The following is a 21492-nucleotide window of genomic DNA, read 5'->3' on the forward strand; positions in this document are numbered from 1 at the left end:
GAGGGATGCCTGAAGGGGCAGGTCGTGGGCCTTTCCCGAGGGTAGGAACGTGGTCCACCGTGATGCACCTTCCAGGTTGCTCAGCCGCGGGGCGGTGCCGGTGCGCTGGAGGAGCCACCCGTCACCATCCCGCGTACCACCCCGAGTTCCACCAGATCCTGTGGCCGCAGCCGCAGTTGCTCAGCCGTCGACCTCGTCTCCTCCTGCCCGCGTTTGAGGATCGCCGTGGCCATCTCCGGTGCGATGACCGAGAAGTAGCTGTCCGGGGTCGCCCAGAGGTTGTCCGGGGCCGCGAGGGCGAGGGCGCCGCCGGAGCCGCCCTCGCCGATGACCAGTGAGGTGACCGGTACCGGCGCGGCGGCCACGGCGCCGAACAGGTCGGCGATCGCCGCGCCCGCGCCCGCACGTTCCGCCTCCGCCCCGTTCGCGGCGCCCGGGGTGTCGATGAGCGTGAGCACGGGGATGCCGAGCCGGCCCGCGAGCCGGAGCAGGCGGGCAGCGGTGCGGTACCCCGCGGGCGTCGTCGCGGTGCCGCACTGCGCCGCGTACGCGATGGCGCGCCCCTCGCGCAGGCCGAAACCGCAGAGCATTCCCGGGTCGCTGCCCCCGCACCGGTCGCCTCGAAGCGGTGCGCGAGCCGTGAAGTAGGCGTCCAAGTAGGCCGCGGCGCGCGGGCGTTCGGGGGAGCGGGCGCGGCTCACGGCTTCCCAGCCTGTGGCGGGCAGATCGGTGCGGCCGAGCGCGGCGGGGGGCTCGGCGGGCGTGAGGGTGCCCGCGTCGGGGGCGGGGGAGGGGGCGGGGGCGGTCAGGAGCCTGAGGCGCAGTGACAGCGCTTCTCGCAGCTCCTCGGGGCGTACGACCTCGTCGATCGCCCCCGCCTCCAGCTGAGCCTCAGCGGTGTACGCCGTCGCATCCGTGTCCGCCGGGCGCACCCGTGACCCCGCGAAGCCGATCTGGCTGCCGGGCAGCGCCAGGATCAGATCGGCGCCCGCGCCCAGCGTGGCCCAGCCGCCGCCCGTGGTCGGATCGCGGAGCACCGCGATCCGGGCGAGGCCCGCCGCCCCGGTGAGCTCGGACTGCCGTGCCACGCGCTGCAGTTGGGTCAGCGCGAGCATGCCCTCCTGCATACGGCTGCCGCCCGTCGCGATCAGCGAGACGACCGGCAGCCGGTGGTCACGGGCGTGGCGGTGCGCGGCCTCAAGTCGGTCACCGGTGCGCTCACCGAGCGAGCCGCCCAGGAAGCCGAACTCGAAGGAGACGAGCACCGCCCGGGTGCCGCCGATGTCGGCGGTGCCGCAGACCACCGACTCCTGCTCGCCGGTGCGCTCGGTGGCCCGGGCCCGGGAGTCGCCGTATCCCTGCCAGGCGAGGGGGCCGTCCGAGCTGGACTCCTCCTCTACGTAAGGGAGTTCACGGAAGCTGCCGCCATCGGCCACAGCGGTGATCGCCGCTCGCGCGGTCGAGCGGGCGGGCTCGGGCTCGGGCGTGGGTGCGGAGGCGGGCGACGGCTCAGGCACCGAGCGACCGCTTCATGATCTTCCCCATGTCGTTGCGGGGGAGCTCCGTCAGATAGCGAACGACTCGCGGGCGCTTGTGCGGGGCGAGCTGGGCGGCCACATGCCCCGCCAAGTCCGCTTCCGCCGGAGGCTGTTCGGGGTCGGTCGGCACGATCCAGGCGACGATCCGCTCGCCCAGGTCGTCGTCCGGCTCACCCGTCACGGCAGCCTCCCGTACTCCCGGGTGTTCGAGCAGCGCGTTCTCGATCTCGCCCGCGCCGATCTTGTAGCCGCCGCTCTTGATGAGGTCGGTGGCCTTGCGCCCGACGATGCGTACATAGCCATCAGGGTCGAGCACGGCCATGTCGCCGGTGCGGAACCAGCCATCGGCGGTGAAGGCGGCGGCTGTGGCGTCCGGCCGGTTCAGATACTCGGTGAAGAGGTTGGGGCCGCGCACCTGGATCTCGCCGACCTCCTGCGGATCCAAGGTCGCGTCGCCCGACTCGTCCACGAGCCGCAGCTCCACGCCGCGCAGCGGCACCCCGACCGTTCCGGCGCGCGGTTCACCGTCGGCGCGCACGCTTGTGTTCATCAGGGTCTCCGTCATGCCGTACCGCTCGACCACCCGGCGTCCGGTCGCCGCCGCGATCCGCTCGTGGTCGTGCACGGGAAGGGCGGCCGACCCGGAGACCAGGAGCCGCGCGCCGGACAGGGCCTTGGCGAGGGCCGGGTCGGCGGGCAGCGCCTCCGCGATGCGGTGGTACATGGTGGGCACGCCGAACAGCATCGTGGCCCCGTCGTCCAGTTCGCGCCGCACCCCGTCCACGGAGAACCGGCCCAGGTGCCGAACCGAACCGCCCCGGCGCAGCGGGCCGAGAGTGCCGAGGATCAGCCCGTGCACGTGGAACAGCGGAAGCCCGTGCACCAGTACGTCGTCGGACGTCCACTGCCAGGCGTCCTCCAAGGCGTCCAGGGTCGTGGCCAACGCCCGGCGGGGCAGCACGGCGCCCTTGGGCGGGCCTGTCGTGCCCGAGGTGTACACGACCAGGGCGGGGGACTCGGGGTCGGGCTCGGCGGGCACCCCCGCCCGCACCGTCCCCGCCGTGGCTCCGGTGAGCGTGATGTTCTCGCGGTCCAACGCCCTCAACGGCGCGGGCAGTTCGTCACCCGGCGCCGCGAGCACCACTGTCGGGGCGCTGTCCGCCACGATGTGCCCCAGCTCGCGCTCCCCGGTCTTCGGGTTCAGCGGCACGACGGGCACACCGGCGAGGAGCGCGGCCACCACACCGACGGCGGTCTCCAGGGTCGGTGTCGCCCACAGGGCGACCCGGTGCGCCGAGCCGATCGAGGCGGCGAGGGAACCGGCCGTGGCGTTCAACTCCGCGTACGACAGCGAGCGCGCGCCGAAGCGCAGGGCGGGGCGGTCCGTGGCCGCGGCGATGGCCGGGAAGAGGGGCGGATGGGGAGAGCTCACGCTGCGTATCTCCTTGGTCGTCGTCTTGGTCGTCGTCGAACTGTCGGCCGGTCAGTCAGTACGGGTACGGGTAAGCGTCCCTATCCGAATCCTGGCACCACCAGGACCAGCCACACCGCGGCCGGCACCACGGCCACCATGATCCCTCCGTACACCATCAGCTGCCGGAAGAAGCGCTCCCGGTCCACGTCCGGCGCCGCGGCCAGGACCAGCGCGCCGTTGGTCGAGAAGGGGCTGACGTCCACGACGGTGGCGGAGACAGCGAGCGCCGCGATCATGCCGGCCGCGCCGATCTCGCCCTGGGCCAGGAACGGCATCGCGAGCGGGATCAGCGCACCCATGATCCCGACGGAGGAGGCGAACGCGGAGATGAGCGCCCCGATGTAGCAGAGCAGCACGGCCGCGAGGAGCGGGACGCCGATGTCGGACACGCCCTCACCTGCCCAGTCGATGGTGCCCATCTCCTCGAGTACGCCGACGTAGGTCAGCACCCCGCAGATCAGCAGCACGGTCGGCCAGGCGATCTCGCCGACGGCCTTGCGGCTTGAATCCGGCCAGAAGGCGCTCAGGAGCACGGCCAGGGTGATGGCGCTCAGACCGGCGTCGAGGTCGAAGACGAGTACGGCGACGACGAGGGCCGCGAGGGCGCCGAGAGTGGCGATCTTCGCCGGGTCGAGCCGCGAACCCGTGCCGACCGCAGCCGACTTGGCCCCCTCCTCGCTCTCTGCCTCTTCGCTCTCTGCCTCGTCAAGGCCGCGACCCCCCAGTTTCAGCCCGCCGAAGAGGACGAACACGATCCCGGCGATGATGAGATTGACGACGAGCGAGGCGAGGAAGAGCCCGACCTCGTTGCCCGGCAGTTTCTCGCGTTCCACGATGCCGTTGACGATCGAGCCGTAGATGCTGATGGGCGAGAAGCCGCCACCCTGGGCTCCGTGCACCACCATGGCGCCCATCAGGAGCGGGCTGATTCCGTACTGGGCGGCGAAGCTCAGGGCGATCGGCGCGACGATCGCCACGGCGGCCGGACTGACCGCGCCGATCGCGGTGAGCGCCCCGGTGATCACGAACATCACCCACGGGATCAGCGCGATGCGCCCGCGCACCAGGCGTATGGACGCGTGGACCAGCCAGTCCGTGGTGCCGTTGGCGCGGGCGATGGCGAACAGATAGGTCACGCCGACAAGCACGACGAAGAGATCGCCGGGGAAACCGGCGAAGATGCCGTCCGCGTCGAGGTCGGCGACCAGCTCGCCGACCACGAACGCGGCGGCGAAGGCGAGCGCGCCCATGTTGATGGAGCGGGTGGTGGCGATCACGAAGACCACCACGAGTACGAGGATGGAGATCAGTTCGGCGGACATCATGGGCTCCCGTCCCTGGGGCCGTCCTTGAGAGGCCGCGGTTCAGCCGTGAGCCCCCAGTGGCCAAGTGGCTGAGCCAATTCGGCGGTTGGCGGAACTCAGCGTCGGGGCATCGGTTTCGGCCGTCAAGGGATCGGACGGAAATTGGCTCATCCACTTGTCCACTCGTCCACGGGCCCGGCGGCGCTGTTAGGCTGCCGATCCACCGGTACGGGCGCCGAGGTCACGGGGCCGGGACTCGGTGCGGGGACCGGGATGGGGGTGGGGAATGTCGGACGCGCTGCGCCCCATGGGCAGGACGCGGCTGTACGAGCAGGTGCTCGACCGGCTGCGTGCGTACGTCACCGAAGGCGGCCTGCGTTCCGGCGACCGACTGCCGCCCGAGCGTGAACTGGCCCAGCGCCTCGGCGTGTCCCGCGCTTCCGTCAAGCAGGCCATCGTCGTACTCGAAGTGCAGGGTCTGGTCGAGGTGCGCCACGGTGGCGGCATGTATCTGGTCAAGGACAGCCTCGACGCCGAGCCCGTGGAGCGGCTCGTCGAGCGCAAGCGGCGGCTGCCCGACGTCCTGGAGGCGCGCGAGGCCCTGGAGACCAAGCTCGCCGAACTGGCCGCGGAGCGGCGCACGGACGAGGATCTGCGGGCGATGCGGTTCGCGCTCGACACGATGGCGGGGGAGATCGAGGCGGGCCGGCACGGCGTCGAGGGCGACCGGCTCTTCCACGCCGCCGTGACCGCCGCGGCGCACAGCGCGCTGCTCGGCGAGTTCATGCGCTCCATCGCCGAGCAGATCACCGAGAGCCGCAACGAGTCGCTGCGCCAGGTGCGCCGTCCCGCCAGGTCCCTCAAGCAGCACCACGAGATTCTCGACGCGATCGAGAGCGGCCGGGGCCGGGCGGCGGCGGCAGCGATGCGCAGACATGTGCGGACGGTCGCGAAGGTGCGGCTCCTCGACTGGAACCCGGACGACGAGGAGAGCGCGCCGGACGCCTCCGAAGCCGAGTGAAACCCAGGTGACTAGCGGGCCTGCTCGCCCCCGGTGAACATCTTGATCAGGCCGTGAGGTGCGTCCTCGCCGAACATGAGCGCGTGCAGGCGGACGGCGTCGACGGCTTCAGCGCCGCTGCGGGGGAACATGGCCTGCTCGTACTCGGTGAGCGCGGCCTCGATGTCGTCGGGGTGCGCGACGATGGCCTTGCCGAGTTCGGCGCCGTCGTACATCGCCAGGTTGGCGCCTTCACCGGACGGGACCATGAGGTGGGCCGCGTCACCGATCAGGGTCACCCCAGGCGCCCTGTCCCAACTGTGCCCGGTCGGCAGCGTGTTGAGGGGGCGCAGGACCGGTGCGGTATCGCCGTCGGTGATCAGCGCGGTCAACTCCGGCGCCCAGCCCTCGAATTCCCGCGCGATCCGCGCGGCGGCCGCAGCGGGGTCGGCGAAGTCGATGTCCGCGAACCAGTCCTGCGACCTGGACAGCGCCACGTAGGTGTGGAGGGTCCCGCCGCTCTCCCGGTGCGCCTGGATGCCCTTCCCCGGCGCGAGCGCGAACATCGCCCCGTCGCCGACCGCCTTCGCGCTCGCGGCGTGCCGGGTGTCGGCGTCGAACAGATAGGTCTCGACGAAGGACGTACCGACGTACTCGGGTATGGCGTCGGAGAGCAGTGGCCGGACCCGCGACCACGCGCCGTCCGCGCCGACGAGCAGGCTCGTGGCGACGGTGGTGCCGTCGGCGAAGGTCACCTCGTGACGGCTCCCGCCGATGGCGCGGACGCCGCTGACCTTGTGGCCCCACCGGACGGTGCCCGCCGGGAGTGATTCGAGCAGGATCCGTCGCAGCTCGCCGCGGAGCACCTCGGGGCGTCCGCCCGTGCCGTCGTCGGGCTCTTCGAGCAGGACGGAGCCGTCCGGGGCGAGGGCCCTTGTCGCCTCGTGGCCCTCCAGGACGAGGCCGCGGAACGCGTCGAACAGGCCTGCCGCCCGCAGCGCCGGCTGGCCGTTGTGTTCGTGGATGTCGAGCATCCCGCCCTGGGCGCGGGCCGAGGCGGAGGACTCCGCCTCGTAGACCGTGACGGGTACGCCGTGGACGTGCAGGACGCGGGCGAGCGTGAGGCCGCCGAGCCCGGCGCCGATGATCGTTACGGGAGTGGTGAGGTGAGTACGCATGGTGGCTCCTCGGGGGTTCGAGGGCAGCCGTTGTCATCTGGCGACCCGCTATGGAATGTCGTTCCAGTCCATGTTGGAACAGCGTTCCAGCTATGTCAAAATGGCAGCATGACAACGCGTACGCGCCGGTCCCAGCGGCGCACAGAGGCGCTCTCCCGTGAGCGGATCGTCGAGGCCGCAGTCGAGCTGCTCGACGCGGCCGGCGAAGGCGGGCTCACCTTCCGGGCGCTGACCGAGCGCCTGGCCACCGGGCCCGGGGCGATCTACTGGCACGTGGCGAACAAGGGCGAGCTGCTCGGCGCCGCGACCGATGCCGTCGTCGCCGCCGCGGTGGCCTTGGAGCCCGCCGTGTCCCCGGACTCGCCGCAGGACGGAATCCGCACCGTCGCGCTGGGCCTGTTCGAGGCGATCGAGGAACACCCCTGGCTCGCCACGCAGCTCGCCCTGCAGCTCTCCCGCCACCCATCGGGGTCGGTGACGCCAAGGATCTTCGAGAGCATCGGCCGGCAGGTCCGCGCGCTGGACGTGCCCCGGAGCAGCTGGTTCACGGCGGCCTCGGCGCTCGCGCACTACATCCTCGGTGCCGCGGGGCAGAACGCCGCGAACGCCGCGAGCGGCCGGGATCCGGTGCCCGGAGTGGACCGCGCCGAATTCCTCGACGCCGCGGCGAAGGCATGGCAAGAACTCGACCCCGACGACTATCCGTTCACGCGGGCCATCGCGGACCAGGTGCGCGAGCACGACGACCGCGAGCAGTTCCTCGCCGGGCTCGACCTCCTCCTCACCGGCATCACCGCCTAGCGCGGCGAATCTTCGACCCCATTCGCCTGGTCCTGCGCCCCAGGACGTGTTGTTCGCTCCCGACGCCGCACCCGGCACCGAAGGTGAGAGCTGCATGCCGGGCCGGCAGCCGCACGCCATGGATCTCCGTGCGGCCGGCGGCCCGAAGCCGCCGAACCTACGGAGAACCATGGACGACGACATCTCTCCCCGTCCCGCCGCCACCGAGGCACGCGCCTCCGCGCTCCTGCGCCGCCCCAAGCTGTGGCTGGTGCCGACCGTACTGACGGGGCTGCTCGCCCTGCTGCTGTCCCTGCTCTACATGGGCGGCATCATCAGCCCCAACCGCGACCTGCGCGACCTGCCCATCGCCGTCATCAGCATGGACGAGGGAAAGCCCCTGCCCGGCCAGCAGCAGAACCTGGGCACGCGGATCGCCCAGACCCTCCTCAAGGACACGACGAGCCACACGGCCGACTGGCGGGGACTCACCCGCGCCGAGGCCCAGGACGAGCTGGACTCCGGCAAGATCTACGGCGCCCTGCTCATCCCCTCCGGCTTCAGCGACTCCGTGGCCGCACTTACCACCGCCGGCGCCACGGAGCGCCCGACGATGACGGTGCTGACCAACCCCGGCATGGGCAGCCTCGGTTCGTCCCTGGCGAGCAAAATCGCCACGGCGGCGGCGCAGCAGTCGTCCCGGAGCATCGGCAAGCAGCTGACCGCGGCGGGCGGAGACGGGGGCTCCGGTGCCACCGCGCGGCTGTTCCTGGCCGACCCGGTCGGCATCACCACCCAGGTCGGCCACCCCATCGGCGAGAACAGCGGCCTGGGACTGAGCGCGTTCTACTACACCCTGCTGCTCGTGCTCACCGGATTCCTCGGCGCCAACCTCATCAGCATGGGCGTCGACACCGCCCTCGGCTACGCCGACAGTGAGATCGGCCCCTGGCACACCCGCCGCCCCACCGTGCCGATCAGCCGCACCCAGACGCTGCTCCTGAAGATGGCGATGACCGCGGGCATCACCGTCCTCACCACCACTTTGGTCATGCTGGCCACCGTCGCGATCCTCGGCATGGACGCCTCACACCTGCCGTTGCTGTGGATCTTCTCCTACTGCGCCAGCCTGGCGGTCGGTCTCGGCGTCCAGGCCATCAACGCCGCCTTCGGCGGGATCGGGCAGCTGGTGTCCATGTTCGTGTTCATCGTCCTGGGCCTGCCCTCCTCGGGAGCCACCATCCCGCTGGAGGCGGTCCCCGGCTTCTACCGCTTCCTCGGCATCTTCGAACCCATGCGCCAACTCAGCGGCGGCGTCCGCTCCATCCTCTTCTTCGACGCCCGCGCCGACGCCGGTCTCGCCCGAGCCTGGATCATGATCGCGGTCGGTGTGGTCCTCGCGGCGGCCTTCGGGTTCGCGATGACCCGCTACTACGACCGCAAGGGCCTGCACCGGATGACGCCTCAGCCATCGGCCTGAACACGGAAGCGGGTCAGCAGGTCTTCGCCCGCAGGACCCGATGCCGACTTGTCGACCACGTACGCGGTGCCGTCGGCCACATGCACGTGGTTGGGAAGGGCGGCGGTGGCCACGGTCTTCACGACGGATCCCTTGCGCGGATCGACGACTGTGACGGTGGCGGAGAGCCGGTTGACGGCCACCACGCGGCCCGAACGGTAGTCCACGGCCACGGACTTGGTGCCACTGCCGGACGCCACGGACCGGGTGACGGCGCCCTTGCGGAGGTCGACGACCGAGACGGTGCCCGCGGTCTGGTCGCCGGTGTAGGCGGTGCGGCCGTTCTTGGACAGCGCCACCGAGAGCGGGCCGTCGCCGGCCGGGATGAGCCGCGGCTTCCCGGCGCCGGGCGAGGCCTCGATGATCCGGTCGCCGGTGTGGTCGGCCGCGTACACGGAGCCGGTCCGCTCGTTCACCGCGAGGCCCGTCGGGCCGGAGCCCGGCACGGTGACGCGCTCCTTCTCCTTGAAGGTGCCCGAGTCGAAGGCGACGAGGGTGCCGTCACCGAAGGCGCTCGCCCACACCGTGTCGCGCCGCTCGTCGACGACGACCTCGCGGGAGTGGTTCACGCCGGGCAGGGTGGCGAGGTGCTCACCGGTGCGCTGGCTGTAGACGGAGACGGAGTTGTCACGGGTGTTCGTCGTCCAGACGGTGTTGTGCTCGTCGTCGACGGCGACGCCGTAGACCGACTGGACGGCGCCGGTGGCCGCGTTGGTGACCGGTGCGTACGTCTTCTCCACCCGCAAGGTGTCCGGGTCGACCTTCAGCAGCCTTGACGCGGTGACCGCGGCGGGCGGCCGGCCCTCGGAAGAGGCCACCCAGAGCGCGTCGTTCCGCTCGGAGTACGCGGACTGGTACAGGCCCGGCGCGATCGGCGCGGAGACGGCGGCCGAGCCGGTGCCCGCGGTGGCCGCACTCACGGCGGCGGCGCCCGCGGTGCCGGTCGAGGCCAGGGCGCCGCCCGCGGCGAGTGACATGGCTAGCGCGGTGATACGGACACGGTGGGTGGGTGAGGTCATGCTGCGTCGATCTCCTTGGCAGAGGTGCCTCCGGAGGGAGGCACTCGCCGATCAACTTAGCTGAGCCTTACCTAATCCGTCAGGTCAGGCAACCCGCGTACGCGAGGGCCTGCTTGAGCAGAACCCCATGGCCGCCCGGCATCTCGTTCTGGACCCCCGCCGACAAGGCTTCCTGCGGGCTGAACCAGACCAGGTCGAGAGCGTCCTGCCGCGGGCGGCAGTCGCCGGCCACCGGGACGATGTAGGCGAGGGACACCGCGTGCTGGCGGGGGTCGTGGAAGGGCGTGACCCCTTGCGTCGGGAAGTACTCGGCGACGGTGAAAGGCTGGAGCGAGGTGGGAACCCGGGGGAGCGCCACCGGGCCGAGGTCCTTCTCCAGGTTGCGCAGGAGGGCGTCGCGGACCCGCTCGTGGTGCAGGACCCGGCCGGAGACGAGGGTGCGGTTGACCACCCCGTCCCTGCCGATGCGCAACAGCAGCCCGATACTGGTGACTTCGCCGCTGTCGCTGACGCGCACCGGCACGGCTTCGACGTACAGGATCGGCATACGCGCTCGGGTCTGCTCGAGCTCGTCGGAGTTCAGCCAGCCGGGCGTGGTTTCGGTCGTGTCAGACATCGGCTGATCATACGTTCAGTGGCTCTTGCCATGCGGCTCAGGGCCGCGCGTCGGCCTCGCGGAGGCGGCACGGCGGAAGCCGGACGGCACTCGGGACTTTGGCTGGGGCACCTTCGTCATCGCGTCGCCGCGTCACCTTCGACGGCCGCGGCAGTCGCGGCGCCAGGCGCCGCCGTTGACCTTGTCAAGGCCGGTCGGCGGGGGTGAAGCCGAGGCCGGTGAGGAACCGCGAGCGGGGGTTCTGGCTGCCGAAGGCGCACATTCCCTCGTACGGGGTCGCCATCACGGCACCGCACCCGGCGAACCCTGCCACGGGCCCCCGAAGTCGTTGCCGATGTTCCTCACCTCCTCCACCGCCGGGGGGCGGCGGCGGGCGCCCTAGGCTTCCCCTCGGTGCCGACACCGGCACCGGCCCCGATCACCCCATGGAGCGCACACCGTGTTCGACCCCGCACCGCAGCAGCACCCGTACCCCGACGGCCACCGACCGGACGAGGCGCCTGCGCCGCACGCACTGCTCACGCCCGTGCTCGGTCTCCTGGGTACCTGGTACGGCCGGGGTCAGGGCGAGTACCCGACCATCGAGGGCGACTTCACGTATGCGCAGGAGGTCACCTTCAGTCACGACGGCCGCCCCTTCCTCCGCTACGAGGCCCGGGCCTGGCTGCTGGACGCCGATGGCGCACCGCTGCGGCCGTCGGCGCGGGAGAGCGGCTGGTGGCGGCTTCAGCCCGACGGCCGGGTGGAGGCGCTGATCACCCAGCCCACCGGCATCGCGGAGATCGCGGTCGGCCACGCGGGCGACGGCACGGTGGACCTCTCCACCCACGAAGTGGCCCTCACCCCCACCGCCAAGGAGGTCAACGCCACGCGCCGCCGCTACACCCTGACCGACGAGGACACGCTCACTTTCGTCCACGACCTCGCGGCGGTCGGGCAGCCGCTGCAACACCACCTCTCAGCGGAGCTGCGCCGCCGCCAGTAAGGCACATGGCCCGAAACGAGCCTTGACCGCGCCCCGCCAAAGTCTATGGTCTGGACTAATCGGCCCCCGCGAACAACGGGTCCCAGCACTTCACGCACACCCCCACACCCCCCCCGCCGTGAAGGAGTCCCCCATGCACAGGAAGCGGAAGTTGGCGGCCATGATCGGTGCGGGCCTCGCGCCGGTTCTCGCCCTCACGCTGCCCACCGCGTCGGCCAGTGCGCACGGATACGTCAACGCACCGGCCAGCCGGCAGGCGCAGTGCGCCGCGCGGACCATCGCGTGCGGCGACATCAAGTACGAACCCCAGAGCGTCGAAGGCCCCAAGGGCCTGCGCAGTTGCAGCGGCGGCAACGCGCGGTTCGCCGAGCTGAACGACGACAGCAAGGGCTGGAAGGTCAGCGACGTCAGCCGGACACAGACCTTCACCTGGACGTTCACCGCACGGCATCGCACCTTGAACTACGAGTACTTCGTCGACGGCACGAAGGTCGCGACGGTCGACGGCGGCAACCAGCAGCCGCCCGCCACCGTCTCGCACCAGATCAACCTCGGCAGCGCCACCGGCAGGCACAAGGTGCTCGCGGTCTGGAACATAGGCGACACGTCGAACGCCTTCTACGCGTGCATCGACGTCAACATCCGCTAGAGCGGGCGCCCTTGATGGAAATCTCTGCGGTCATGGCCCTATGAACTGATACGTCCTGTGGTTACCCTCCGCCGCATGATTTCCACGGTTGTCTGGGGCACCGGAAATGTCGGCCGCGCGGCCATACGTGCCGTAGAGGCTCATCCGGCCCTGAAACTCACGGCCGTGCTCGTCCACGCACCCGACAAGGTCGGCCGCGACGCGGCCGACCTCGCCGGGCTCGACCAGGTGTGGGGCGTCGCGGCGACCGACGACGTCGACGCGGTCCTGGCGGCGAGGCCCCAGGCCGTGGTCTACGCGGCATCCGGCGACATCCGCCCCGACGAGGCCCTCGACGACGTCGGCAGGGCGATCAGGGCCGGAGCCGTCGTCGTCACCCCCGCCCTGTACGCGCTCTACGACCAGCGCAACGCCCCACCCGAGCTGCGCGATCCGGTCCTGGCCGCCATCGCGGACGGCGGTGGCTCCCTCTTCGTCTCCGGTGTCGATCCGGGGTGGGGCAACGACGTACTGCCGCTGCTGATCAGTGGACTCGGCAGCACGATCGACGCGGTCCGCTGCCAGGAGATCTTCGACTATTCCACGTACGACCAGGAGGATTCCGTACGCCATCTGATCGGCATGGGCCATCCGATGGACTACGAGCCCCTGATGCTCGCCGAGACCGTGCCGACCATGGTGTGGGGCGGGCAGGTCCGGCTGATGGCGCGGGCTCTCGGCGTCGAACTCGACGACATCCGCGAGACGTTGGAGCGGCGCGCGCTCGACACCACGGTGACCACGCGCACGATGGGCGACTTCGAGGCGGGCACCCAGGGCGCGGTGCGGTTCGAGGTACGGGGCATCGTCGGGGGCGAACCCCGCATCGTCATCGAGCACGTCACCCGCATCCACCCGTCCTGCGCACCGGACTGGCCGACACCGCCCGACGGCGCGGGCGCGCACCGGGTGATCATCGAGGGACGTCCGCGCATCGTGGTCACGGTCGAGGCCACCGACGAGGGCGAGAACCGGTCGGCGGGCGGCAACGCCACCGCGGTCGGCCGTCTTGTCGGCGCCATCGACTGGCTCGTGGACGCGGAACCCGGACTCTACGACGCGCTCGACGTCCCGCTGCGCCCCGCGACCGGCAAGCTCGGAAGGAGCAAGCAATGAGCCCGATGCACATAGACATTCCCGAGGGCCAGGAGCCGATCGGGTACGTGTGGGGCGAGATGGTCCCCGGGATCGGCATGGCCGCCGCGAACTTCTCGCTGTCCGTGTACGAGCACACGACCCTGGGACTGAGGGAGTTCGAGGCCGCGCGGCTGCGGATCGCGCAGATCAACGGGTGCCTCTTCTGCCTCGACTGGCGGACCGAACGCGACAGCGTGAAGGTCGAGGAGGAGTTCGCCGACGCGGTCACCCAGTGGCGCACCACCGACGCCTTCGACGACCGGACACGTCTTGCCGCCGAGTACGCCGAGCGGTACGCCCTGGATCACCACGGCCTCGACGAGGAGTTCTGGGCGCGGATGACCGCGCGGTACAGCCAGCACGAGATCGTGGAGCTCAGCATGAGCATCGGCTCCTGGCTGGCGTTCGGCCGGCTCAACCATGTGCTCGGCCTCGACGCGGTGTGCGTACTCCCCGGGCACTGAGGGCCGGCGCTGCAGGCATCGCTACGGGCGTCGCTACAGATCCGTGGCGATGATCTTCTCGATGTTGCGTTCGGCGAGCGCCGTGATGGTGACGAACGGGTTGACGCTCGTGTTGCCGGGAATCAGCGAGCCGTCGATGACGTACAGGCCCGGATGGCCGTGCAGGCGGCCGTAGTTGTCGGTGGCCTTGTTCAGGATCGCGCCGCCGAGCGGGTGGTACGTGAGGTGGTCGCCCCAGATCTTGTACGTGCCGAACAGATCGGTGCGGTAGATCGTCCCCTCCTTGGCGTTGATCTTGTCGAAGATGGTCTTGGCGGCGTCGATGGACGGCTGTTTCCAGGAGGTCTGCCAGTTCAGGTCGGCCTTGCCCGTCGCGGCGTTCCAGGTGAAGGCGGCGCGGTTCGGGTTCTTGGTGATGGACAGGTAGAACGAGGCGTAGGTCTCGATTCCCGTGGGCAGTGGCGCGACCTCGGCGAAGGCGCCACCGGCCGCCCAGTTGTCGATGCCGCCGGTGGGCATGGACGACTGGACCTTGCCGGTCGGGTCCCACAGGTGGTTGGCGCGGCCGCACATGACGTTGCCGTTGTCGCCCCAGCCCTTGCCGATCTCGCCGTTCAGCTGGGGCAGCGCGCCGGTCGCCTTCAACTTGACCAGGAGCTTGCTGGTGCCGACGCTGCCGGCCGCGAAGAACACCTTGTCCGCGGTCACGGTCTTGGTGGCGGTGGTGGTGCCGCTGGTGTCGAGCTGTTCGATGACGACGGTGTAGCCGCCGCCGGACGCGGGGGAGACCGAAGTGGCCTTGTGCAGCGGCGAGATGGTGACCTTCCCGGTGGCGGTGGCCTGGGCGATGTAGGTCTTCTGGAGCGACTTCTTGCCGTAGTTGTTGCCGTAGAGGATCTCGCCGGCGACGGCCGATTTGGGGACGCTTCCGGCCACCTCTTTCTTCATGTAGTCCCAGTCGTAGACGCTGGGCACGAAGACGAACGGGAAGCCGGAACGCTGGGCGTGCTTACGGCCGACGCGGGAGTACTGGTAGACGTCGACGGTGTCGAACCAGGCCGGGTCGATGGTGTGCACTCCGAGCCCGGCGTTGGCCCGCGGGTAGTACGTCGCGTACATCTCGTCGGCGTTGACCGACGGCAGGATGGAGCCGAAGTTCTCGCGCTTGGGCGTGACCGCCATACCGCCGTTGACCAGTGATCCGCCGCCGACGCCGCGGCCCTGGTAGACGATGATCCCGCCCATCTCCTCGGCGTCCAGGATCCCGGTGTAGCGGGGGATGTCCTTGTCGATCGGGAAGCCGAGGAAGTTGCTGAGGGGCTGTTTGGTCTTGGTGCGCAGCCAGTAGGAACGGCCGTCGGGCGAGGTCGTGTTGGCGAAGATCTTGCCGTCGGCGCCGGGGGTGTCCCAGGCCATGCCCATCTCGATCATGTGCACGTTGACCCCGGCCTGCGCGAGCCGCAGGGCGGCGACGGAGCCGCCGTACCCGGTGCCGATGACCAGCGCCGGGACGTGGGCTCCGTCGCCGATCGGCGCGGCGGCGGGGGCGGCGTTCGGTTGGGCGGCGTTCGCCTGGGCAGCGGGGGCGAGACTCGCGAGGGTCGCGACGCCGAGAATAGAACTGGTTCCAGCGATGAATCTTCGGCGCGAGACGCCTCCGGAACCGTCGATACGCATGGTGTTGCCACTCATGTGACGTTCCTCACTCTCGTAGGAATGGGAACGAGTTCTACTGCTACTGGCGCATTAAGTCACTGCATACCAAGAGGTAACTTCTGTCCGATCTTGTCCCTTGCGCTGGGGATGCAAGTCATGCAAGTCATGTAAGTCCCTCAACCCCCTTGCAGTAGAAGCCTCCTGCTCTCCTCCACGTCGAAGTCCGCCGCCGGGTACCGCGGGTCCAGGGCGGTGAGGTGTTCCAGGAGCAGCTTGCTGATCGCCCAGTTGCGGTACCACTTGCGGTCCGCCGGGATGAGATACCAAGGGGCCTCGGCCGTCGAGCAGCGTTCGAGGGCGATCTCGTACGCCTCCTTGTAGGCGGGCCACAGTGCGCGTTCTGTGATGTCGCCCGTGCTGAACTTCCAGTGCTTGTCGGGGTTGTCGAGGCGTTCGAGCAGGCGGCGACGCTGCTGGTCGTACGAGATGTGCAGGAAGCACTTGATGACGGTGACGCCGTCGTCGGCCAGGGTCTGCTCGAAGTGGTTGATCTTGCCGTAGCGGCGGCCGAGCTGACTGCGCGGGACCAGGTCGTGGACGCGGGCGATGAGGACGTCCTCGTAGTGCGAGCGGTCGAAGATGCCGATCTCGCCGGGCAGCGGGAGCTCCCTCATGATGCGCCACAGGAAGAAGTGGCTCTGCTCCTCCGGGGTGGGTGTCTTGAAGGCCTTGATGCGGCAGCCGGAGGGGTTGAACAGCCCGATGACGTGCTTGACCGTGCCGCCCTTGCCGCTGGTGTCCATGCCCTGGAGGACCAGGAGGACGCGGCGCCGGTCATCCGCGGTACTCGCCGCGTAGAGCCGCTCCTGGAGGTCCGCGAGTCGTTCACCCATCCGGGCGGTGTCCAGGACTCCGGCCGCCTTGTCCGCGGGACCCCCGGGGGTCGCGTCGGCCGCGTACGAACTGAGGTCGACGCGTGTGCCTTCGGGGATGCGGAGCAGCTCACGGAGCGGGCCGGGGGCTGTGCCGAGCTCTTCGCCCTGCACCTGGCCCTGCTTCCTGCCCTGCTTCTTGCCCTGCTTCTTCCTGTCCTTCTTGGCCTTGGCCACTGGGCGGCCCCTTCCTCCGGTGTCTCTCGATGGTGCGCCCGGGGGACGGGGAGCCGCCACTCAACGTGTGCCCGCCCAGAATCCTTGTAAAGGAATCTTTCTAAAGATAGCTTTACATCATGTCGGAGACGCCTGAGTCACCCTCCCCGGACGGCACCCCGCCCCGCGACATCAGCCTCACGGACCCCCGCGCCCTGCGCGCCTACGCCCACCCCACGCGCATGGCCCTGGTCGGCCTCCTGAGGCGGACCGGGCCGTTCACCGCGACCCGGGCCGCCGAGCTGACCGGCGAATCCGTGGCCAGTTGCTCGTACCACCTGCGGATCCTCGCGAAGTACGGGCTCGTCGAGGAGGCCCCGGGCGGCCGGGGCAGGCAGAAGCCCTGGCGGGCGACCGCCGAGTTCACCAACTGGCCCCGGCACAGCGAGGACGCCTCGGTCGCCGAGGCGTCGGACGCCCTGAGCACGGCCGTCGCCGAGCGGTACTTCGAGCGCGTCATCCGGGCCAAGGAGCAGCGCCACCAGCTGCCGCGCGCCTGGAAGGAGGCCGAACAGTTCGGCGACACGTTCGTCTACCTCACCCCGGACGAGCTGACCCGCATCGGCGAGGGCATGGACGAACTGCTGCGGCCGTACGAGAACCGCGGCGCCGACCCCTCCCTGCGGCCCGAGGGCGCACGGCGGGTCAGCGTGCTGCGGATCGCCTTCCTGGACCGGGAGATTCCCGGTGAAGTCCCCGGCACGGACGCGGAAGGGGAGAGCGGCGCGTGAAGGGGATGCGGGAGCGCGTACCAGGCCTGTTGCGCGAGCGGACCTTCCGGCGCTACTGGACCGGACAGACCGTCTCCCTCATCGGCGACGAGATCTCCCTGATCGCCATCCCGCTCGCCGCCGTCCTCGTCCTCGGCGCCGACGCCGCCGAGATGGGCTGGCTCAAGACCGCCGAGCTGCTGCCCACCCTGCTCCTCAACCTGCCACTGGGCGCCTGGGCCGACCGGCAGGCCCGGCGGCGGCGCGCCATGATCGCGGCCGACCTGGCTCGCGCGGCGCTGCTCCTGACCCTGCCGATCGCCTACCTCCTCGACGCCCTCACGCTCGGGCAGCTCTACGTGACGGCCTTCGGGATCGGCGCGCTGACCGTGCTCTTCGACGTCTGCAACGCCACCCTGTTCGTCACGCTGGTCCCCGCCGAGCGTTACATACCGGCCAACTCCCTTGTCAACGGCAGCCGTTCGATGGCCTGGCTGGCCGGGCCCGGGGCGGGCGGGCTGCTGGTGCAGTTCCTCACCGCCCCTTTCGCGCTGTTCGCCGACGCCCTCACCTATCTGGTCTCGGCCCGCCAGCTGTCCCGCATCAAGCCCGTCGAGCCCGCGCCCGCTCCGGTCGCCAAGGGGCACTTCACGGCCGGGCTGCGCTGGGTCGTCAAAGAGCCGACCATGCGGGCGCTCTTCGCCTGGTCAGGCACGATCCAGTTCTTCAACTTCATGTTCCACACGCTCTTCGTGCTGTACGTGACTGTCGAACTGGGCCTGAGCGCAGGCGTTCTCGGCGCGATTCTCGCCGCGGGAGCCGTCGGCGGGCTTATCGGTGCTGCGTACAGCGGAAGGGTCGTACGCCGGTTCGGCATCGGGCCGTCGATCGTCGCCGGCTCCTTCGGGTTCACCGTGCCCCTGCTGCTCATCCCGCTCGCGGACGGCCCGCTGCCACTGGTCGTCGCCACGCTCTTCGCCGCCAGATTCCTGTGCAGCATCGGAGTGATGGTCATCGACATCGCCGCCGCGTCGCTCCAGATGGCACTCATCCCGCACGGCATCCGGTCACGCGTGATGGGCGCCTACCGCACCCTGAACCATGGCTTCCGCCCGCTCGGCGCGGTGGCCGGTGGCGTACTCGGTACGGCCATCGGGCTGCGGTCGACGCTCTGGATCGGTACCGCCGGAGCGGTACTCGCCGTGCTGTGGTTGCTGCCCTCGCCCGTGCCTCGCACCCGGGAGCTGCCCGAGCCTGCCGCCAACGACTCCGTGCACGCCTAGCCGCTCCCGCTGCGGCTGACGGCCGGCCGCGCGCCCTACTCCTGCGGGTGCGCGAGGACGGGCACGCCGGGAGCGTACGTCTCGACCGCGGCCCGCAGGCGTTCGGTGTCGAGTTTCCAGAGGGTGACGGCGCGGCTCGCCAGGAAGAGCTGGTGGTCGACGTGCGGGGCGAGCTTCGCCGTCTTCTCCGGGGTGAGTGCCGAGTTGGGGCCCGGCAGCAGTGGTGCTCCGGTGGGGCGCTGGACGCCGATGTAGGACAGCGGCTGCCCCGCCGTCCGTTGCTGCCAGGTCACCACCGCCGTGATGTCCTGCCACGGCACGAACGCGGTCTGGGCCCGGTACCGGGCGGGAGCACCGCCGAGCAGCACGCCGGTCTCGTCCACGCGGAACGCGGTCAGGCGCTTCAAGCCCGCCCCGCCGATCAGCTGGGCGGGGCCGCGGGTGAAGTGGGCCTCGTAGGCGGTGGTATTCGTATCGGCCATGGTCAGAGGCTATCGAGGCCCGGTCGGCACGGGTGCGGCGGACCGGGCGGGGGGGGGAGGGAGTAGGGGGGAGGGGGTCGAGGCGAGGCGCGGCCGGGCCGCGGGCCATTGCGCGAACCATTGACATCCCACCCCGGCGCCTAGAAGCTCCATCACGCCCGTGTTAACGCTAACACCGGGCTGACACACACCTGAGGGAGCCACCCATGTCAGGTAGTCGTCAGAGCCATTTACCGGTGCCGGGCGTTCCGCTCGACCGCCGGACCCTCCTCGCCGCCGCAGCCGCAGCCACCGCCGGCACTCTCGCCACGGCCTGCGGAACCGCGGCCGGGCAGCCCCCTGGCAAGGTCGCCGTGCTCGGCGACAGTGCCGCCTGGGAGAAGCCGATGGCCGCCGCGGGGGCGGCGATGAAGGAAGTGGCCGGGCTTCAGCTGGTGCCCGAGGTGAACCCTGCCCTCGAATCGTTCGAGCAAGTCGTCAAGTCCTCGCTGCGCACCAGCAAGACCCCGGACATGCTCAAGTACTGGTCGGGCTACCGGCTCCAGGACCTCGCCCGCACCGGCGGCATCGTCGACCTGACGCGGCAGTGGGACAGCGCCGTCCGGAGGGGCTGGGTCGACGCCTCGCTTCGGGAGGCGTTCACCTACCGGGGGCGGGTCCACGGCCTGCCGATGAACCTCGCGTACTGGGTGTTCTTCTACAACACCGACGTGTTCAAGGAGCACCGCCTCCAAGTACCCGAGACCTGGGGCGACTTCCTCTCGGCCTGTGCGCGGCTCAAGAAGAGCGGCATCACCCCGCTGCACGGCTCGGCGGCCGACCGCTGGCCCTCCTTCATCTGGTTCCAGGAGATCCTCAGCCGCCAGGACCCGCAGTTCTACGAGGACTTGATGAACGGCCGGGAACGGTACACCGACTCCCGTGCCGAACGCGCCCTGCGCACCCTGGAGTCCTTCTTCGACAAGGACTGGTTCACGCCCATGGACATGAGCCACGCCGACGCCGCCGCGGCCGTCGTGCACGGCAAGGTCGGCATGGTCCCCTGTGGCACCTGGCTCGGCTCGACCCTCGTGGGCGCGGGCGGAAAGCCCGGCAAGAACCTCGGCGCGTTCGTGCTGCCCATGGCCGACCCGAAGGCCCGCCCCTGCGTCATCTTCGAGTCCAGCGCCCTCGTCTGCACCGTGAAGGGACCGGACCGGGAGGAGGCGCTGAAGGCGGCAGGCAACTGGCTGCGGCCCGCCGTCATGAAGGCCTTCTCGCACAGCCTCCAGGACGGCTGCCCCAACCCGCGGGTCGAACCCCCGAACCCGATGATCGCCGGCCTCGCCAAGAAGGTGCGAGGCGACAAGCTCTGGCTGCTCAACCGCTTCTGGGAGCAGGGCCCGCCCGAACTGGTCGAAGCGACCGTCGACGACCTGGCCGGGTTCCTGCTGAACCCGTCGTCGGCCCGCAAGACGCTGCGGACCATGCAGGAGCGCGCGGACGAGGCATGGCAGGTATGGCGGGAGGCGGGGGAGACATGACCGAGATCGTGACCCCGGCCCCGCGCGCCGCGAAGCCCGTCCGCGTACGCCGCCGCGTACCGATCCGCGCCCCGCACCGCGCCGCCCGCGGCAACGGCAGGCTCGGCGGGCCGCTCGCCGCACTGCCCTGGGCGCTGCCCGCCTTCGCCTTCGTCGGCGTACTCCTCGTCTATCCGTTCTTCCGCAGCGTCTACGACAGTTTCTTCGACGCCAACGGCTTCACCAGCAGCTTCACCGGCCTCGACAACTACACACGCCTCGCCGACGACCCGATCTTCGGCCGGTCGCTGCTCAACACCCTGATGTGGGTGGCCGGGACGCTGCTCCTGCCCGTCCTCGCCGGGCTGCTCATCGCCGTCGCCACGCACCGGATGCGGTTCGGCGGGATCGCCCAGCTGGTGATCGTCCTGCCGTACGCCATCTCATCGGCGGCCACCGCGGTCCTGTGGAACTTCATGCTGACGTCCGACGGAGCCGTCAACCAGGTCCTGCGCGGGGTCGGCCTCGACTCGTGGGCGCAGACCTGGCTCCTGGAGTGGCCGCAGAACACGCTCTCGATGATCGTCGCCAGTACGTGGCAGGCCACCGGGCTCAATGTCGTCCTCTTCGCCATCGGGCTGCGCGCCATTCCCCAAGACACCGTAGAAGCCGCCCAGTTGGACGGCGCGAGCGGCTGGCGGATGTTCCGGTACGTCACGCTGCCGCAGTTGCGGGCCGTGACCGTCGTGGTGGTCGGGATGGCCATCGTGAACAGCCTCAAGGCCTTCGACATGATCTGGATCCTCACCAAGGGCGGCCCGTCCCGCTCCTCCGAGACGCTCGCCCTGAGCATGTACCGCGAGACGTTCCGGCTCTTCCACGTCGGCTACGGATCGGCCATCGCCCTGGTCCTCTCGGTGATCGTCGTCGCCTCCTCCTGGATGTACCTGCGCCGTCAGATGCCCGAGACCGACACTCCCGCCGCCACCGCCGCCAAGGTCTGAGGAGG

Annotated in this window: 20 protein-coding genes and 1 pseudogene; 11 read left to right on the forward strand and 10 right to left on the reverse strand. The window is 70.3% G+C overall.

All coding sequences use genetic code 11. The features are described 5' to 3' along the window. Positions 1-80: 80 nt before the first annotated feature. The 3 genes from ACGFX9_RS31040 to ACGFX9_RS31050 all read right to left on the reverse strand — a co-directional run bounded on the left by ACGFX9_RS31040 (position 81) and on the right by ACGFX9_RS31050 (position 4334). Positions 81-1517, reverse strand: coding sequence for a carboxyl transferase domain-containing protein (locus tag ACGFX9_RS31040; RefSeq protein ID WP_393480119.1), 1437 nt, complete (start codon positions 1515-1517; stop codon positions 81-83). Continuing rightward, the gene (locus tag ACGFX9_RS31045; RefSeq protein ID WP_393480123.1) at positions 1510-2970 is read right to left on the reverse strand and encodes an acyl-CoA synthetase; all 1461 of its coding nucleotides are present in this window, start codon (positions 2968-2970) and stop codon (positions 1510-1512) included. Before ACGFX9_RS31045 ends, ACGFX9_RS31040 begins: the two co-directional genes overlap by 8 nt. An 80-nt stretch (positions 2971-3050) precedes the next feature. Continuing rightward, the gene (locus tag ACGFX9_RS31050) at positions 3051-4334 is read right to left on the reverse strand and encodes an SLC13 family permease (protein ID WP_393480455.1); all 1284 of its coding nucleotides are present in this window, start codon (positions 4332-4334) and stop codon (positions 3051-3053) included. Between the two features lie 268 nt (positions 4335-4602). Here ACGFX9_RS31050 and ACGFX9_RS31055 point away from each other — a divergent pair, with 268 nt between their 5' ends. Continuing rightward, positions 4603-5337, forward strand: a complete 735-nt coding sequence (locus ACGFX9_RS31055) for a FadR/GntR family transcriptional regulator (protein ID WP_393480127.1) — start codon at positions 4603-4605, stop codon at positions 5335-5337. An 11-nt stretch (positions 5338-5348) separates the two neighbouring features. Here ACGFX9_RS31055 and ACGFX9_RS31060 read toward each other — a convergent pair whose 3' ends face one another. After that, positions 5349-6494: an FAD-dependent oxidoreductase gene (locus ACGFX9_RS31060; RefSeq protein ID WP_393480132.1), complete on the reverse strand. Its 1146-nt coding sequence runs from the start codon at positions 6492-6494 to the stop codon at positions 5349-5351. 108 nt (positions 6495-6602) lie between these two features. Between ACGFX9_RS31060 and ACGFX9_RS31065 the strand changes: the two genes are divergently transcribed. Together ACGFX9_RS31065 and ACGFX9_RS31070 are read left to right on the forward strand one after the other, a co-directional pair. Continuing rightward, positions 6603-7295, forward strand: a complete 693-nt coding sequence (locus ACGFX9_RS31065) for a TetR/AcrR family transcriptional regulator (protein WP_393480135.1) — start codon at positions 6603-6605, stop codon at positions 7293-7295. Between the two features lie 169 nt (positions 7296-7464). Next, on the forward strand, positions 7465-8754 hold the full coding sequence (locus ACGFX9_RS31070) for a YhgE/Pip domain-containing protein (RefSeq protein ID WP_393480137.1): 1290 nt from the start codon (positions 7465-7467) through the stop codon (positions 8752-8754). Here ACGFX9_RS31070 and ACGFX9_RS31075 read toward each other — a convergent pair. The 3 genes and pseudogenes from ACGFX9_RS31075 to ACGFX9_RS31085 form a co-directional block, all read right to left on the reverse strand. Beyond that, on the reverse strand, positions 8739-9812 hold the full coding sequence (locus tag ACGFX9_RS31075; RefSeq protein ID WP_393480141.1) for a YncE family protein: 1074 nt from the start codon (positions 9810-9812) through the stop codon (positions 8739-8741). The genes ACGFX9_RS31070 and ACGFX9_RS31075 overlap by 16 nt on opposite strands. Before the next feature lie 79 nt (positions 9813-9891). Then, entirely contained in the window at positions 9892-10428 is a 537-nt protein-coding gene (locus ACGFX9_RS31080) for an NUDIX hydrolase family protein (protein WP_393480146.1), read from the reverse strand. Positions 10429-10621: 193 nt separating this feature from the next. Then, positions 10622-10732 (reverse strand): annotated as a pseudogene (locus tag ACGFX9_RS31085) (iron-siderophore ABC transporter substrate-binding protein); the annotation flags it as partial. A gap of 135 nt (positions 10733-10867) precedes the next feature. Here ACGFX9_RS31085 and ACGFX9_RS31090 point away from each other — a divergent pair. The 4 genes from ACGFX9_RS31090 (at position 10868) to ACGFX9_RS31105 (ending at position 13702) form a co-directional block, all read left to right on the forward strand. Next, complete coding sequence (locus ACGFX9_RS31090; RefSeq protein ID WP_393480150.1) at positions 10868-11413, forward strand: FABP family protein; 546 nt, start codon at positions 10868-10870, stop codon at positions 11411-11413. Between the two features lie 133 nt (positions 11414-11546). After that, complete coding sequence (locus tag ACGFX9_RS31095; RefSeq protein ID WP_393480154.1) at positions 11547-12062, forward strand: lytic polysaccharide monooxygenase auxiliary activity family 9 protein; 516 nt, start codon at positions 11547-11549, stop codon at positions 12060-12062. Between the two features lie 75 nt (positions 12063-12137). Further along, the gene (locus tag ACGFX9_RS31100; protein WP_393480159.1) at positions 12138-13217 is read left to right on the forward strand and encodes a dihydrodipicolinate reductase; all 1080 of its coding nucleotides are present in this window, start codon (positions 12138-12140) and stop codon (positions 13215-13217) included. A 5-nt stretch (positions 13218-13222) separates the two neighbouring features. Next, positions 13223-13702, forward strand: a complete 480-nt coding sequence (locus ACGFX9_RS31105; RefSeq protein ID WP_393480460.1) for a carboxymuconolactone decarboxylase family protein — start codon at positions 13223-13225, stop codon at positions 13700-13702. A 33-nt stretch (positions 13703-13735) separates the two neighbouring features. Here ACGFX9_RS31105 and ACGFX9_RS31110 read toward each other — a convergent pair whose 3' ends face one another. Further along, positions 13736-15394: a GMC oxidoreductase gene (locus ACGFX9_RS31110; protein ID WP_393480163.1), complete on the reverse strand. Its 1659-nt coding sequence runs from the start codon at positions 15392-15394 to the stop codon at positions 13736-13738. 140 nt (positions 15395-15534) lie between these two features. Next, positions 15535-16404 carry a PPK2 family polyphosphate kinase gene (locus ACGFX9_RS31115; protein ID WP_393480463.1) on the reverse strand — a complete coding sequence of 290 codons (870 nt, stop codon included), beginning with the start codon at positions 16402-16404 and terminating at the stop codon, positions 15535-15537. 182 nt (positions 16405-16586) lie between these two features. Between ACGFX9_RS31115 and ACGFX9_RS31120 the strand changes: the two genes are divergently transcribed. Beyond that, the gene (locus tag ACGFX9_RS31120; RefSeq protein ID WP_393480167.1) at positions 16587-17237 is read left to right on the forward strand and encodes a winged helix-turn-helix domain-containing protein; all 651 of its coding nucleotides are present in this window, start codon (positions 16587-16589) and stop codon (positions 17235-17237) included. A gap of 5 nt (positions 17238-17242) precedes the next feature. Further along, complete coding sequence (locus ACGFX9_RS31125; RefSeq protein ID WP_393480466.1) at positions 17243-18499, forward strand: MFS transporter; 1257 nt, start codon at positions 17243-17245, stop codon at positions 18497-18499. Positions 18500-18534: 35 nt separating this feature from the next. Here the strand turns inward: ACGFX9_RS31125 and ACGFX9_RS31130 are convergent, their stop codons facing one another. Continuing rightward, the gene (locus tag ACGFX9_RS31130) at positions 18535-18981 is read right to left on the reverse strand and encodes a hypothetical protein (RefSeq protein ID WP_393480172.1); all 447 of its coding nucleotides are present in this window, start codon (positions 18979-18981) and stop codon (positions 18535-18537) included. A 206-nt stretch (positions 18982-19187) separates the two neighbouring features. On the opposite strand from ACGFX9_RS31130, the gene ACGFX9_RS31135 reads away from it, so the two are divergent. Together ACGFX9_RS31135 and ACGFX9_RS31140 are read left to right on the forward strand one after the other, a co-directional pair. Then, positions 19188-20504, forward strand: coding sequence for an ABC transporter substrate-binding protein (locus ACGFX9_RS31135; RefSeq protein ID WP_393480176.1), 1317 nt, complete (start codon positions 19188-19190; stop codon positions 20502-20504). Then, positions 20501-21487, forward strand: coding sequence for a carbohydrate ABC transporter permease (locus tag ACGFX9_RS31140; RefSeq protein WP_393480180.1), 987 nt, complete (start codon positions 20501-20503; stop codon positions 21485-21487). The genes ACGFX9_RS31135 and ACGFX9_RS31140 overlap by 4 nt, the downstream gene beginning before the upstream one ends. Positions 21488-21492: the final 5 nt, after the last annotated feature.

It is taken from the genome of Streptomyces sp. NPDC048436 (assembly GCF_043200355.1).
In the GTDB taxonomy this organism is placed as follows: Bacteria; Actinomycetota; Actinomycetes; order Streptomycetales; family Streptomycetaceae; genus Streptomyces.

What these genes read in the sequence shown, in the direction of transcription:
- ACGFX9_RS31130 (WP_393480172.1), bottom strand. Translation starts at nt 18,981, where the DNA reads ATGGCCGATACGAATACCACCGCCTACGAGGCCCACTTCACCCGCGGC.
- ACGFX9_RS31110 (WP_393480163.1), bottom strand. Translation starts at nt 15,394, where the DNA reads ATGAGTGGCAACACCATGCGTATCGACGGTTCCGGAGGCGTCTCGCGC.
- ACGFX9_RS31050 (WP_393480455.1), bottom strand. Translation starts at nt 4,334, where the DNA reads ATGTCCGCCGAACTGATCTCCATCCTCGTACTCGTGGTGGTCTTCGTG.
- ACGFX9_RS31075 (WP_393480141.1), bottom strand. Translation starts at nt 9,812, where the DNA reads ATGACCTCACCCACCCACCGTGTCCGTATCACCGCGCTAGCCATGTCA.
- ACGFX9_RS31080 (WP_393480146.1), bottom strand. Translation starts at nt 10,428, where the DNA reads ATGTCTGACACGACCGAAACCACGCCCGGCTGGCTGAACTCCGACGAG.
- ACGFX9_RS31125 (WP_393480466.1), top strand. Translation starts at nt 17,243, where the DNA reads ATGCGGGAGCGCGTACCAGGCCTGTTGCGCGAGCGGACCTTCCGGCGC.
- ACGFX9_RS31135 (WP_393480176.1), top strand. Translation starts at nt 19,188, where the DNA reads ATGTCAGGTAGTCGTCAGAGCCATTTACCGGTGCCGGGCGTTCCGCTC.
- ACGFX9_RS31070 (WP_393480137.1), top strand. Translation starts at nt 7,465, where the DNA reads ATGGACGACGACATCTCTCCCCGTCCCGCCGCCACCGAGGCACGCGCC.
- ACGFX9_RS31140 (WP_393480180.1), top strand. Translation starts at nt 20,501, where the DNA reads ATGACCGAGATCGTGACCCCGGCCCCGCGCGCCGCGAAGCCCGTCCGC.
- ACGFX9_RS31095 (WP_393480154.1), top strand. Translation starts at nt 11,547, where the DNA reads ATGCACAGGAAGCGGAAGTTGGCGGCCATGATCGGTGCGGGCCTCGCG.
- ACGFX9_RS31055 (WP_393480127.1), top strand. Translation starts at nt 4,603, where the DNA reads ATGTCGGACGCGCTGCGCCCCATGGGCAGGACGCGGCTGTACGAGCAG.
- ACGFX9_RS31100 (WP_393480159.1), top strand. Translation starts at nt 12,138, where the DNA reads ATGATTTCCACGGTTGTCTGGGGCACCGGAAATGTCGGCCGCGCGGCC.
- ACGFX9_RS31120 (WP_393480167.1), top strand. Translation starts at nt 16,587, where the DNA reads ATGTCGGAGACGCCTGAGTCACCCTCCCCGGACGGCACCCCGCCCCGC.
- ACGFX9_RS31065 (WP_393480135.1), top strand. Translation starts at nt 6,603, where the DNA reads ATGACAACGCGTACGCGCCGGTCCCAGCGGCGCACAGAGGCGCTCTCC.
- ACGFX9_RS31105 (WP_393480460.1), top strand. Translation starts at nt 13,223, where the DNA reads ATGCACATAGACATTCCCGAGGGCCAGGAGCCGATCGGGTACGTGTGG.
- ACGFX9_RS31060 (WP_393480132.1), bottom strand. Translation starts at nt 6,494, where the DNA reads ATGCGTACTCACCTCACCACTCCCGTAACGATCATCGGCGCCGGGCTC.